This window comes from Bradyrhizobium yuanmingense (assembly GCF_900094575.1).
GTDB classification, from domain to species: domain Bacteria; phylum Pseudomonadota; class Alphaproteobacteria; order Rhizobiales; family Xanthobacteraceae; genus Bradyrhizobium; species Bradyrhizobium yuanmingense.
On the sequence record NZ_FMAE01000002.1, the window covers coordinates 380,809 to 393,900 of the forward strand.

General features: G+C 64.2%; 13 protein-coding genes. 5 read left to right on the plus strand and 8 right to left on the minus strand.

Annotation, left to right across the window (positions count from 1 at the left end):
- The first annotated feature begins 267 nt into the window (after positions 1 to 267).
- Genes GA0061099_RS06860 through GA0061099_RS06875 form a run of 4 tightly spaced genes read left to right on the plus strand, consistent with a single transcriptional unit; the run spans position 268 to position 3,427 of the window.
- Entirely contained in the window at positions 268 to 1,167 is a 900-nt protein-coding gene (locus tag GA0061099_RS06860) for an alpha/beta hydrolase family protein (protein WP_036002862.1), read from the plus strand.
- Positions 1,164 to 1,631, plus strand: a complete 468-nt coding sequence (locus GA0061099_RS06865) for a DUF2269 family protein (protein WP_036002858.1) — start codon at positions 1,164 to 1,166, stop codon at positions 1,629 to 1,631. The genes GA0061099_RS06860 and GA0061099_RS06865 overlap by 4 nt, the downstream gene beginning before the upstream one ends.
- An 8-nt stretch (positions 1,632 to 1,639) precedes the next feature.
- Complete coding sequence (locus GA0061099_RS06870) at positions 1,640 to 2,959, plus strand: SDR family oxidoreductase (protein ID WP_036024201.1); 1,320 nt, start codon at positions 1,640 to 1,642, stop codon at positions 2,957 to 2,959.
- Between the two features lie 60 nt (positions 2,960 to 3,019).
- Positions 3,020 to 3,427, plus strand: a complete 408-nt coding sequence (locus tag GA0061099_RS06875) for a thiol-disulfide oxidoreductase DCC family protein (RefSeq protein ID WP_036024199.1) — start codon at positions 3,020 to 3,022, stop codon at positions 3,425 to 3,427.
- Between the two features lie 22 nt (positions 3,428 to 3,449).
- Here the strand turns inward: GA0061099_RS06875 and GA0061099_RS06880 are convergent, their stop codons facing one another.
- The 6 genes from GA0061099_RS06880 to GA0061099_RS06905 all read right to left on the minus strand — a co-directional run bounded on the left by GA0061099_RS06880 (position 3,450) and on the right by GA0061099_RS06905 (position 10,144).
- On the minus strand, positions 3,450 to 4,694 hold the full coding sequence (locus GA0061099_RS06880; protein WP_036024197.1) for a flavin monoamine oxidase family protein: 1,245 nt from the start codon (positions 4,692 to 4,694) through the stop codon (positions 3,450 to 3,452).
- A gap of 101 nt (positions 4,695 to 4,795) precedes the next feature.
- Entirely contained in the window at positions 4,796 to 6,622 is a 1,827-nt protein-coding gene (typA, locus tag GA0061099_RS06885; protein ID WP_036002847.1) for a translational GTPase TypA, read from the minus strand.
- Positions 6,623 to 6,861: 239 nt separating this feature from the next.
- Positions 6,862 to 7,149 carry a hypothetical protein gene (locus GA0061099_RS06890; protein ID WP_074447589.1) on the minus strand — a complete coding sequence of 96 codons (288 nt, stop codon included), beginning with the start codon at positions 7,147 to 7,149 and terminating at the stop codon, positions 6,862 to 6,864.
- Entirely contained in the window at positions 7,146 to 8,591 is a 1,446-nt protein-coding gene (locus GA0061099_RS06895; protein ID WP_036024195.1) for a radical SAM protein, read from the minus strand. Before GA0061099_RS06895 ends, GA0061099_RS06890 begins: the two co-directional genes overlap by 4 nt.
- Positions 8,588 to 9,304: a prolipoprotein diacylglyceryl transferase family protein gene (locus GA0061099_RS06900; RefSeq protein WP_036024193.1), complete on the minus strand. Its 717-nt coding sequence runs from the start codon at positions 9,302 to 9,304 to the stop codon at positions 8,588 to 8,590. Before GA0061099_RS06900 ends, GA0061099_RS06895 begins: the two co-directional genes overlap by 4 nt.
- Positions 9,305 to 9,379: 75 nt before the next feature.
- The gene (locus tag GA0061099_RS06905) at positions 9,380 to 10,144 is read right to left on the minus strand and encodes a Crp/Fnr family transcriptional regulator (protein ID WP_036002835.1); all 765 of its coding nucleotides are present in this window, start codon (positions 10,142 to 10,144) and stop codon (positions 9,380 to 9,382) included.
- Positions 10,145 to 10,323: 179 nt separating this feature from the next.
- On the opposite strand from GA0061099_RS06905, the gene GA0061099_RS06910 reads away from it, so the two are divergent.
- A complete protein-coding gene (locus tag GA0061099_RS06910; protein WP_036024192.1) occupies positions 10,324 to 10,704 on the plus strand; it encodes a response regulator in 381 nt (126 codons plus the stop codon).
- Positions 10,705 to 10,707: 3 nt separating this feature from the next.
- Here the strand turns inward: GA0061099_RS06910 and GA0061099_RS06915 are convergent, their stop codons facing one another.
- On the minus strand, positions 10,708 to 11,433 hold the full coding sequence (locus GA0061099_RS06915) for a hypothetical protein (RefSeq protein WP_036024191.1): 726 nt from the start codon (positions 11,431 to 11,433) through the stop codon (positions 10,708 to 10,710).
- 109 nt (positions 11,434 to 11,542) lie between these two features.
- Entirely contained in the window at positions 11,543 to 13,084 is a 1,542-nt protein-coding gene (locus GA0061099_RS06920; RefSeq protein ID WP_074447590.1) for an alkaline phosphatase D family protein, read from the minus strand.
- Between the last annotated feature and the right edge of the window lie 8 nt (positions 13,085 to 13,092).

Genomic DNA, 13,092 nt, shown 5'->3' on the forward strand with positions numbered 1-13,092 from the left:
CGATCAAACCAAGTCGCCGCGCCGGCGGCAAGACCTATCGTTAATTATCGGTTAACCTGTGGACTTTCTGCATCAGTATTTCAACCGAGTTGTGCCGAAAAAAGACAGGACGGCAACTCCGAGGGCACCTGCGTGCGTGCCGTCGGTGCAAAACTCCTGTTGCTTGCGGCAACGAAAGAACGGCAATGGGCACCGCAGAAAGTCCGCTCATTGTGATTCGTTCCTACTAGTGTGCCTGTCGCTGTTCTTGTTCGCCCTCGGCAATTCATGCGGCTCCTCAATACCATCGCGCTCCTGCCTCTGCTGGCCTTGCTGACCGCGCCGCCTCTGTGCGCAGAGGTCAGGTTCGGTCCATCGGGAGAGGAGGGCGAACCGTTTCGTCGGCAGGAATGGCGCGTGCCAACGCCGGATACCGATCTTGCTGCGCATGCCCTGCTGTTTCGCCCCTCGGGCCCAGGTCCGTTCCGGCTCGCGGTGATCGCACACGCCTCGACGCAGAACACGCTACGTCGGGTGCAAATGCCGCAGCCGGAATACCGCCCGCTCGCCGGCTATCTCGTCGCGCGCGGCTTTGCCGTGCTGGTGCCGGAGCGGCCAGGCCATGGTGCCACCGGCGGCCGCTACCTCGAGGATCAGGGCGGCTGCGGCGAGCCCGACTACACGCGCTCGGGCCGCGCAACGGCCGACGCAATCAAACTGGCGCTGGTCCAGCTGCAACAGCAGGATTTCATCCGCAAGGATGGCGCGATCGTGATCGGCCATTCCGCCGGCGGATGGGGTGCGCTGGCGCTCGCCGGTGCCGATCCGAAGGTGATCTCCGCCATCACCGTGTTTGCACCGGGACGCGGCGGCCATGCCAATGATGAACCGAACCGAATCTGCGCGCCGCACACCCTGCTCGCCGCCGCAGCGGAATTCGGCAAGACCGCGCGCATTCCCGTCACCTGGCTCGTTGCGCCCAATGACAGCTATTTCGCGCCGGCATTCTCGCAGAAACTCGTCGATGCGTTTCGCGGCACGGGCGGCAAGGCTGAGTTTCGCCCGCTGGCGGCCGTCGGCAGCGAAGGCCATTGGATGATCGAAACCGAAGCCGGCGTCAAAGCCGCCAGCGGCGAGCTCGCGCGGGCGCTGAACCCGCCCAAGCCTGTGGCGACCAAGAAGCCATGACGCTGTATTTCCTGGTCAAATTTGTACACGTCCTCGGAGCCATCGTCATTCTCGGCACCGGGACCGGCATCGCCTTCTTCATGCTGATGGCGCATCGCACGCAGGACCCGGAGTTCATCGCCCGCACCGCTTCGGTCGTGGTCATCGCGGATGCGATCTTCACGCTGTCGGCCGTGATCCTCCAGCCGGTCAGCGGCGGCGTGCTGATGATGCTGTCGGCGACCTCGATCACGGAGCGCTGGCTGCTGGCCTCACTCGCGCTCTACGCGATTGCCGGCTTGTTCTGGGTGCCGGTCGTGTTCATGCAGATCGAGATGCGCGACCTCGCGCGCAAGGCTGCTGCGCAGCGCAGTGCGCTCCCACAGCGCTATTTCGTGCTATTCCGCCGCTGGTTCGCGTTCGGCTTCCCCGGCTTCGGCGCGACGATGGCCATCCTGTGGCTGATGATCGCGAAACCGTTTTGAGAGAAGCGATGAGTGAGCGAACCGTTTTGGTGCTCGGCGCCTCCGGCCTGATCGGCCGCTTCGTCACCGACGATCTGCGCACGCGGGGCTTTCGCGTCGTCGGCGTGGCGCGGAGCCTGTCGCCGGCGCAGAGGATGAGCGCGCTGGACATCGAGCTGCCGATCCTCATCCTCGACACGGCCGCGCTGACGCGTCTCCTCAGCGAGCACGCGGTAGACGTCGTCGTGAACTGTCTCGGCGTGCTCCAGGATGGCCCCGGCAGCAACACGAGCGCGGTGCATCGCGATTTCGTCGCGCGACTGCTTCGGGCGATCGGCGGCAGCGGCCGCGCAATCCGGCTGGTGCACATCTCGATCCCCGGCTCCGCGGAGGCGGACCGCACCGCCTTCGCTACGACCAAACGCGAGGCCGAGCGCCTGATCGGGGCTAGCGGCATTCCTCATGCCATCCTGCGGCCCGGCTTCGTGGTCGCACCGTCAGCCTATGGCGGTAGCGCCATGCTCCGCGCGCTTGCAGCCTTTCCGATCGATTTGCCGGCCAAGGACATGGCAACGCCATTTCAGCCCGTGGCGATCGAGGATATTACGGCGACCATCGCCTGGCTCGCCGCGCGCGACATCGACGATGCCTCGTTGAGGGCGGTGAGCTGGGACCTGATGCAGGCCGAACCGATCACCATGGCCGGCGTCATCAAGCCGTTTCGCCATGCGTTCGGCACGGACGGCTGGCCGCGCATCGCGATGCCCCGCTTCCTGCTCGATCTCGGCGTGAAACTCGGCGATGTCGCCTGCTATCTCGGCTGGACGCCGCCGATGCGCTCGACCGCCATTGCCGAGCTGCGTCGCGGCGTGACTGGCGATCCGTCAGCGTGGAGCGCCGCGACGGGTATCGCGCCGAAGCATCTGGCTGAGGCGATCGGACGCCATCCTGCCAGCATCCAGGACAAATGGTTCGCGCGCCTGTTCCTGGTCAAGGCGCTGATTTTCGCAAGCCTGGTCGCGTTCTGGGTCGTCTCCGGTTTCATCGCCTTGTTCGTGTCCTACGGTGCCGCCGCCGGCATTTTGACCGCGCACAACTTTCCGCCCGCGCTGGTTGATCCCATCACCATCGGCACCAGCCTGATGGACATGAGCATCGGTGTCTTGATCGACTTCCGCCGAACGGCTGCGATCGGCTTGGTCGCGGGTATTTTCGCTTCGCTCGGCTATATGCTGGGCGCGGCGATCCTGACGCCCGACCTCTGGATCGAGCCGCTTGGCGCGCTGGTGAAGACCGGGCCTGCGATCGTCTTGATGGTCGTCGCGCTCCTGATGCTGGATAACCGATAGCGTTTTCGAGCGAAGTGGATTCCGGTTCGCGTGAAGAAAACGCGTCAAAAAGAGAGTCTGATGCCCAAATGGCCTGAGGACGACGTCATTCTGTTCGACGGCGTCTGCATCTTCTGCTCACGCTGGGTCCGCTTCGTCGCCAAGCGCGACACGGCGAGGCAGTTTCGGTTCACGCCGATCCAGTCGGATTATGGCGCCCGGCTCGCGCGCACGTTCGGCATCGACCCCGATGATCCCGACACCAACGCGGTTGTCCACGGCGGCGAGGTGTTCATGAAGTCGGATGCTGTGCTGACGGTGCTGTCGCAACTCCCAGGCTGGCGCTGGGTGCGCGCATTATTCGTGTTGCCGAAGCCGCTGCGGGATGCGGTCTACAGCCTCGTCGCGCGCAACCGCTATCGCATCTTCGGAAAGTATGACGCCTGCTTCGTGCCAGATGCGGATTTGCGAGCGCGAGTGATCGAGTAGCCCGCAATGACGGAGCTTGCAGCTAAGGCTTGCCCAGAGCCGCCAGCACTTCCTTCGCCGCCCGCTCGCCGCTGTCCCGTGCACCATGCGCGGTCGTGAAGAAGGTCGGCGACGTCGCCTCGCCCGCGAAGAACAGACGTGCATCCACCGGCGCAGCCAGCACGGCACGGTCGCCGGCATGGCCGGGCAGCGCATGCGAATACGACCCCCGCGCAAAGGGATCGCGGGCCCAACGCGATTCATACAGCGGCTTCAGCTTGCGGCGGATATCGTTGCCGAGAAAACCCGCGATCTCGCTGATGGCTTGGGCGGCGATGGCACCGTCGCCGGCATCTTCCAGCGCGCGGGCAAAGCTGCCGCCGAAAAAGCCCTCGATGCAGGGCTGGCCGAACGGGCGGATGTGATAGGTGCCCATCTCCGTGCGCATGGTGGCGCCGCGTAGATTGCCTTCTGTCGGAAAGGTCTCGGCGTCATCGAGGGCCAGCGTCACCTTATCGTCGACGCCGAGCGGCAGGCCCGCCGCTGCGTTCACCTTTGCGGGGAGCGGCGGCGAGAAGCGGATGGCTTCTTCCGCGATGAGATTGGTCGGCACGGTGACGATCGCCTTGTCCGCGGTCAGCGCGCCCCGCGACGTCTCGATGTGGACGCGTTTGTCCGAATGATCGATCAGCGCGACATTGCAATTCAGCGCCACCGGGCAGGGCGCACCATAGGCCGCAATCAGCGCGCCATAGCCGCGGCGGACGCGCCAATTGAAGTTGGTGTCCTCATAGGCGTCCCAGTCCAGCGTCGACATATCCTTCAGCTCGCACCCGTTGATATAGGTCGAGATCGCGTCGATCATCGGATTCCAGCGATTACCGGGCTCCAAATGCGAGCTCGCGGCCTCGTCCTTACCTGTTTGCGCCGCTTCCCACAGACGCTCATAGAACGCGTCCATTGCGCGCATGAAATCGTCGCGCTCGCTTTCCGGAAAGGCATTGCCGTAGGCCCGCTCGCGCCAGGGCGGCAGGTCCTTGTTGAGCTCGAAACCGAGCTGTCGCGCGATCGGCACGAAAGAGTTCTTGTCGGCCGAATGCAGCCAGCCGCAGCCGACGTCGAACGTCACCTCGGGTGAGGCCTGCACGGTCCAAGCCCGGCCGCCGAGCCGGTCACGCGCCTCCAGCACGATGACGGAAAGGCCGGAGCCTCGCAGCGCATGGGCTGCGCCGAGGCCGGCGGCACCGGCGCCGATGATCGCGACGTCGACGGAGGAAGGGAGGGACATGAAAAAGCGAATAGTGAGTGGCGAATGGCGAATAGAGTATCGGAACTAGGGCCTGTGGCCAAACGGCCCTATTCGCCACTCGCCAATCCCCATTCGCCCGCTTACGCCACCGCTTCCTTGGCCTTTTCCGCGCGCTTGCGCTCGTTCGGGTCGAGGTGCTTCTTGCGCAGGCGGATCGACTTCGGGGTGACCTCGACCAGCTCGTCGTCCTCGATATAGGCGAGCGCCTTTTCCAGCGTCATGCGGATCGGCGGGGTCAGGCGCACCGCTTCGTCCTTCGAGGTCGTGCGGATGTTGGTGAGCTGCTTGCCCTTGAGCACGTTGATCTCGAGATCGTTGTCGCGGGTGTGCTCGCCGACGATCATGCCGCGATAGACCTTCCAGCCCGGCTCGATCATCATCGGGCCGCGGTCTTCCAGCTTGAACATGGCGTAAGCCACCGCTTCGCCCTGGTCGTTGGAGATCAAGACGCCGTTGCGGCGGCCCTGGATCTCGCCCTTATAAGGGGCATAGCCGTGGAACAGGCGGTTCATGATCGCGGTGCCGCGGGTGTCGGTGAGCAATTCGCCCTGGTAGCCGATCAGGCCGCGGGTGGGCGCGTAGAACACCAGGCGCTGACGGTTGCCGCCCGAGGGCTTCATCTCGATCAGCTCGGATTTGCGCTCGCTCATCTTCTGCACGACGACGCCGGAATGCTCCTCGTCGACGTCGATCACGACCTCCTCGATCGGCTCCATGGTGGCGCCGGTCGCTTCGTCCTTCTGGTAGACGACGCGCGGACGCGACACCGAGAGCTCGAAGCCCTCGCGGCGCATGGTCTCGATCAGGATCGCGAGCTGGAGTTCGCCGCGGCCCGACACTTCCATCGCGTCCTTGTCGGCGGATTCGACGACGCGCAGCGCGACGTTGCCCTCGGCTTCGCGCAGGAGACGGTCGCGGATCATGCGGCTCGTCACCTTGTCGCCTTCGGTGCCGGCGAGCGGGGAGTTGTTGACGATGAACGACATCGACACGGTCGGCGGATCGATCGGCTGCGCCGGCAGCGGCACCTCGACGGTCGGGTCGCAGAAGGTGTCGGCGACGGTGCCCTTGGTGAGGCCCGCGATCGCGACGATGTCGCCGGCTTCGGCTTCATCGAGCGGGGTGCGCTCGAGGCCGCGGAACGCCAGGATCTTGGTGATGCGGCCGGACTCGACCAGCTTGCCGTCGGCGTTCAGCACCTTGACCTGCTGGTTCGGCTTCAGCGTGCCGGAAGAGATGCGGCCGGTGATGATGCGGCCGAGATAGGGGTTGGCTTCGAGGATGGTACCGATCATGCGGAACGGACCTTCCTCGACCTTCGGCGGGGCGACGTGGCGCAGGATCAGGTCGAACAGCGGCTCCATGCCCTTGTCCTGCGGACCTTCGGGGCTATCCGCCATCCAGCCCTGCTTGGCCGACCCGTAGAGGATCGGGAAATCGAGCTGCTCCTCGCTGGCATCGAGCGCCGCGAACAGGTCGAACACCTCGTTGATGACTTCGGTCGGGCGCGCGTCGGGGCGGTCGACCTTGTTGATGACGACGATCGGCTTGAGGCCGACCTTGAGCGCCTTGGAGACCACGAATTTGGTCTGCGGCAGCGGGCCTTCGGCGGCGTCGACCAGCACCAGGGCGCCGTCCACCATGTTCAGGATGCGCTCGACCTCGCCGCCGAAATCGGCGTGGCCGGGGGTGTCGACAATGTTGACGCGGGTGTCCTTCCACTGCACCGAGGCCGCCTTGGCCAGGATGGTGATGCCGCGCTCGCGCTCCAGATCGTTGGAGTCCATGGCGCGATCGGTCACCTTCTGGTTCTCGCGGAACGTGCCGGACTGCTGCAGGAGTTTGTCGACCAGGGTCGTCTTGCCGTGGTCGACGTGGGCGATGATGGCGACGTTACGAAGATTCATGAGTGAGCTTCTTTGCGGTCGAACAATGGGTTAAGCGCGATCTCGCCGGTCGGACCGGGACCTCTTCTCGAAACAACGCTGGAAGACTGGAAACGGGGCGCTTTCCGCCCAAAAAGGAAGCCCGGCCATATCAGACCGGGCGCCCTGCGCGTTGCGGCGCAATATATGCAAAAACGGCCAAAAAACAATGTGTTCTTTGACCGTTGGTTGACTGAATTTTGTCCGGGAATCCCCGGGGCTTAGGGCTGGGTCGGGGGGTGAGCGGGGACCCTGCGCCCCTTGATGGCCGCCCAGATCATGGCGACCCCGCCGATGCCCACGACCAGTCCCAGAAGGACGAACGGCGCGATGTCGCCAGTGATCTTGCCGTCCTCGAACATCGACACTCCGCCGAACAGGAGTGCGCAGAGACCTGGCAGCAGCATGAAGATCCCGGCGATCGCCATCAGCGCGGTGAGGCAACCGCTGCGAGCTGGGCCGGGCGTTGGTGCGGGTGGCGGTAGAACCGGCGGTGGCGTGTCGCTCATCGTGGTGCCTCCTCGGTTTGCCTCGCCTCGTGATAGGTTTGCCCCTCGAGCCCGGCGCGAATCCGGGAGATGGCGCCATTCCGATAGAACAGATTGTAGGTGTCGAACGGGATGATCGCCCCCTGCTCGGTCACGAAATGGATGCAGCTGCGCTTGACGTTGCCGACGCAGAAATTGAAGCGGTCGAGAAACTGCACGATGGTGACGCGGAAGACGTTTTCGTAGGTGAGCCCGTCCGGCACCTGAAAGCTCGGCAGGCAGCACAACAATTCGCAGACGCGCTCGGACGTGTTGAGGGGCCCTGAGGAGAGCGAGAACAGGTCGATGAACTTTTCCCGCAGCATCGGATACTTTTCCGGGCTGATCGTGTTTGGCATCACCGCAACCAGCTGCTCTTGCGGAATCAACGAGGTCAGCGGCAGCACCTTCTCGCCGTTGCGCAGGCCATAGCCGATCGAGATGCTCTCGGGGTTGCAGGGCAGCGGGATCATGTCCTTGTCGCCGAACACGCCGGTTTCGATCACGCGCTTGCGGATCTCCGACAGCATGATGCGGTCGGTATTCTTGTCGAAGCTCTCGTTGCGGCCGGCATCCTGGACCGGCTGCAATGTCACCCCGCGCACGCACGTCCAGGTCAGCGCGTGGCGCACGATGTCGCCGATCTCGGAATCGTTGACGCCGCGCTTGATGGTCGCGACCAGCGTGGTCGAGATGCCGTAATGCTCGAGATTTTCCAGCGCCTGCTGGCGGATTTTCCGTAAGTCCGCGCCGCGCAGGTTGATCAGCGCATCGCGATGCAGCGAATCGAACTGGAGATAGATCTCCAGCCCGCGCCTGTTTTTGGCGAGCCGCGCCACGAAATCCTTTTCGCGGGCGATGCGCAGGCCGTTGGTGTTGATCATGACGTGGCGGATCGGCCGGGCGCGCACCGCGTCCAGGATCGCGAAGAAGTCGGGATGCAGCGTTGGCTCGCCACCGGAAATCTGCACGAGATCGGGCTCGCCCTCGCTCGCGACCAGCGCGTCGAGCATCTTCTCCACCGTCGCGAGCGGCGTGAATTTGGTTCGTGCCGGCGAGGACTCCGCAAAGCAGACCGGGCAGGTGAGGTTGCAATGCTCGGTGATCTCGATCAGCGCCAGGCAGGAATGCTGCTCGTGGTCGGGACAGAGACCGCAATCATAGGGGCAGCCGAATTGGGTTCGTTCCTGGAATTGCAGCGGCCGGTCGCCCGGCTTGATGAAATCCTTGCACAGCCGCCAATAGGCGGCATCGGTCGACACCAACGTCGATTGCACGCCGTGCTCCCTGCAACGCTTTTCGTACCAGACCTCGTTGCCGAGAATCTGGATCTTGGTCGGAACCAGCTTCAGGCAGATCTCGCAAAGAGATTGGGTCTGGCCCCAGAAGATGTAGGGGCGCGACTTACGCAACGGCGCGTTCATGCAAGTGACTCGTTTTGTAAGCGTCTCGCTTGGGGTGCCGTCGCGAGCATGAATGCGGCGTAGAGCAGGACGGACAGCGACAGTAGGTGAAACAGGGTCAGGGGCCCGACCAGCGTGCCATAAGGCTTGAGGAATTCCCATAGGAAGCGCTGCATTCCGTAATAGGCGAGCACCAGGTAGAAACCATTGGTGATCGTGAACGCGTTCCGGTTCAAGACCGCCAGCACATAGGCGAGCGCGAACAGGGCCATGGCCGCGCTCTCGTAGAGCTGCACGGGATGGCGGCGAACGCCGTCGCCGAAATCATGGCCGAAGGGCAGCGTCGTCGACGTGCCATAGGTGAAATCGTCGAGCCCTGCGAAGTAGCAGCCGATCCGGCCGATCGCGATGCCGAGCGCCAGCGGCAGCGCGAACCGCGCGCCGGTTCGTACCGTGACGCCTGCGGACCATTTGTAGAGCTCGATCGCCACGATGCCGCCCGCCAGCCCGCCCTCGACCGAGCGCGCAATGCCGCTTTGCCCGGACAGCCACAGATTGGCGGAGCCGAACAGATAGGCGCCAAGGCCTGCGCCAAACACCAGCGTGGCGATATAGGGCAGCGCGAAGGATTGCGAGGGAAACTGCAAGCCCCGTCGCGACAGCCAAAAGACGGCGGTAGCCGCCGCCAGCCAGGCCAGGATGTCGAAGAGAGTGTGAAGGAAAGCCCCGCTCATGCGGGGCCAGTATAGCACGACCGCGGTTAGAACGGCGCGCCGCGCATTATAGCGCCACAAGAGAGAAGGAAGAAGCTACCCGGCCTCCCGCTCCTCGGTCGGATAGACCCCGCGCAGCACCTCCTCGAAATGCATCTTCACCGCATCGTTGCACAGGCAGGCGCGCAGCCTCAGGCCGTCGCGGTTGCGGACGAGGATCGAGCCGCGCCGCGTGTCGAGCACGCCTTCGGCCTTGAACGACTGAAGCACGCGGCTGGCATAGGAGCGGCCAACGCCGAGCAAAGTCGCGAGCTGTTCGTGAGTCAGCGGCACACTGGTCTCGTCGCCGGTCCGCTCCATCGCCGCCAGGATCCATTTGGCGGTGCGCTGCTCGATCGAATGGATCGCGTTGCAGGCGGTCGACTGGAAGATCTGGGCCAGCATGCAATCGGCATAGCGGGCAAAGACGTTGCGCAGCGACGCCGAGCGCAGCTTGGCTGCTTCCAGCTTGGCAACGTGAATGCGCGCAAACGGTCCACCGAATTTGACGCAGATCCGGGTATAGGCCGGCAGAAATCCCTCGCTGACGATGCCGCCCACGGCGCCTTCGCGGCCGACCAGAATGGTCTCGACGTCGCGGCCATCCTCGTTGGGGACGAGGAAAGTCGCGAGCGACGGGCCGCAGGGGAAGTGGACGACCTGCACGTCATCGCCGGGATTGTAGAGCAAGTGCCCGGCTGCAGAGTCCTCGACGGTCACGTGCGGCGCCACGAGGCCGTAGTCGACCTGACTCAAACGCCGCAGCAGATTGTTGGCCGGCCGGCTCTCGACCTCGGTGATCTTGCCGATACGCGCATCCATTCTGAACTCCCACCCTTCCTTTCACCTTAGCGAGTTCCATCCGTTTCCTGTGTGCACAAGTGGACAGACCAGAGAACGATGATGTGGTGAGTTTCGTTCCGGGAACCCTCCGATGCGCTGCGCGCAGGCATCGTGTCGCGGCAGTCCTGATCCAAAAACCCCCAAACCAAGATGCGATCATGGTACCTGCACACTCCAATGGCACAGGCTGGCCGGCCGATGTTCTGATCGTCGAGGACGATCCGATCATCGCGATCGATTTCGAGGATCGCCTGCTCGGATTTGGTGTGGCCGCCGTGCGGACCGCGGGTTCGGTGACGCAGGCGTTGAACGCCATCGCCAAACGGACACCCGATTTCGCGCTGCTCGATGTCGAGCTGATCCGCGAGACGAGCTTTGCGATCGCCGAGCGGCTGATCGCGCTAAAGGTTCCGTTCGTGTTCGTCACCGGCTACGGCGCCGAGGTGCGCATCCCGCCCGGATTGGCGGGCCGGCCCCGGCTGCAGAAGCCGTGCTCGAGCGAGGCGCTGGAGGCGGCGCTGCAGGCACGGGACACCTGATCGCTACTTGCCGGAGCGAATGCAGAGCTCGGCGAGGTCGGTCTCGACGCCCTTGAAGAAGGTGTGCGGAAGCGGCGGCGGCGATGAGGCTTTCTTGATCGCCGCACTCTGCGCAATCGCCTCTTGATCGGACAATTGCAGGAAACGTTTCAGCGCCTTCGAGCGACTCTTCCTGGCGAATGTCTCCAACCGCTCTTCCGTTGCATCGGTCGGATTGAGACGGAGCAGAGCTTCGTTGCCTGTCTGCAATGGATAGACCCCTCCAAGTTTCACGCGGGCGATCACGTTATAGCGGTCGAAATGCTCGAAGATCAAATCCAGGATCTTCGCCTGACGTATCGGCTCTTCCATCGCGAGATAGCGCTTCACATCCGGATTGCTCTTCAGGCTTTCCAATTCGGCTGCGCCGGCAAATGGATTGTCGGAGGTCTGCCGGTCGATGAACGCCGATGCGCCATCCAGCATATGCGTGCCCCATCTGATGACGATATCGCGGCCGCGCGGTTCGAGCTGGTCGGCAGCCAACCCCTTGTCCGTCAGACATGCCGGGTCGGCGCTTGCGCGCAGCGACTTGCCGAGCTCGGCGGTCAGCGCCTTACCGTAAGGCGAAGCGAGGGCCTCGCGCACCAGCGTCGCTTTGTCCTGAGCCTTCTCTTGGGTCTGCGCGCATGTGGGGGATGCTGCGCTCAGCAGCAGCGCAATAACGATCGTTCGGCGGCTGAACGGCACGGCATCAACTCGAAAACGGCTCGGATGGCATCACGCCCTCGAAAATGCGCGGGCGCTCGCAATTGTCGTCCGGGCCGGCCGGAGGGTTCATCCGGCTTCGAATTGGCCGTCACGCAAGCTTCGGATCGAGCGTGGTCGACCACAGCGCGACGTCGGCGCGATCGCGCAGGGTCACCGTCATCCGGCCGGACGCGCCGTCGATCTTGACGTGACCAAAGAACTGCATGCCGGCGGACGGCGGCAGGTTCTTGCTATCCTTGCCCGGCGCCTTGACGAAGCGCACCTGGGGGCCAAAGGTATTGTCGAGCGCGTTCGGGCCGAACGTGCCCGCGTGCAGCGGGCCCGAGACGAACTCCCAGAACGGCTCGAACTCCTGGAATTGCGCCTTGTTCGGATCGTAATAATGCGCGGCGGCGTAGTGCACGTCCGCGGTCAGCCACACCGTGTTGCTAATCGGCGCCACCTTGATGAAGCGCAGGATGTCGGCGATCTCGAACTCACGGCCACGCACCGGGCCGTCGCCCTGTGCAACGGCTTCCGAGCCGCCCTTCGGCGTGTCGGAGACGATCAGGCCGATCGGCATGTCCGATGCGATCACCTTCCATGTCGCGCGTGAATTCAGCAGGCCGCGCTTGAGCCAGGTGATCTGGTCCGGGCCGAGGAAATAGCTGGCGGGGCCATAGGCGGTTTCGAGATTGGCACCGTTCGGTGCGCGATAGCTGCGCTCGTCGAGCACGAATACGTCGAGATGCGGGCCGTAGGAGATCTGGCGATAGACGCGGCCGGGTTCAGTGATGCTCTCCCGCATCGGGTACATCTCGTGGAAGGCCCGGCCCGCGCGGGCTGCGAGCAGTGAGATGTCGCGCACCTTGTAGGCGGCCGGCAAGTCTTTCGACAGCGACCAGTTGTTGGTGACCTCGTGGTCGTCCCACTGCACGAAGACCGGCACCTCGGCATTGAAGGCGCGGAGATTGTCGTCGGTGAGATTGTATTTGTACGCGGCGCGAAACTCGTCCAGCGTCTCGGCGACCTTGGCCTTCTCCGGGATGGTCAGATTCTTCCAGATCTTGCCGTCGGCGAGCTTCACCTCGGGTTGGATCGGACCGTCGGCATAGATCGTGTCGCCCGAGTGCAGGAAGAAATCCGGCCGGTGCTTGCGCATGGTCGAGAAGGTGACCATGCCGCCGTCGTCGGAATTGATGCCCCAGCCCTGCCCTGCGACGTCGCCGCCCCAGACGAAGCTGACGTCGCGGCGGTCGGCCGGCGCGGTGCGGAAGCGGCCGGTCACCGCCTCGCCCTCGATCGCGCTGTGGGAGAGATCGCGGAAGCGGACGCGGTAGAAGATGTCCTGGCCGGCGGGTAGATTTTCGACCAGCATCTTGGCGGTGAAGTCGCTCTCGGGCAGCGCCGCAATCGGCGGCAATGCCCGGGCGTCCCTAAAGGACTCGCTCGTGGCGACCTCGACCAGCATCTGCGATGGACGGTCGGCGCGCGCCCACACCACGCCGCCATCGACGGTGATGTCGCCCGCTTGCACGCCGTGGGTGACCGCCGGCCGATCAGCCGCGCGCGAAAGATACGGCATCGCCATTGTGCCGAGCGCACCGGCGCTGCTGGCGAGGAAGCGGCGGCGGGAGAATTTGACGTTCATGATTGCTC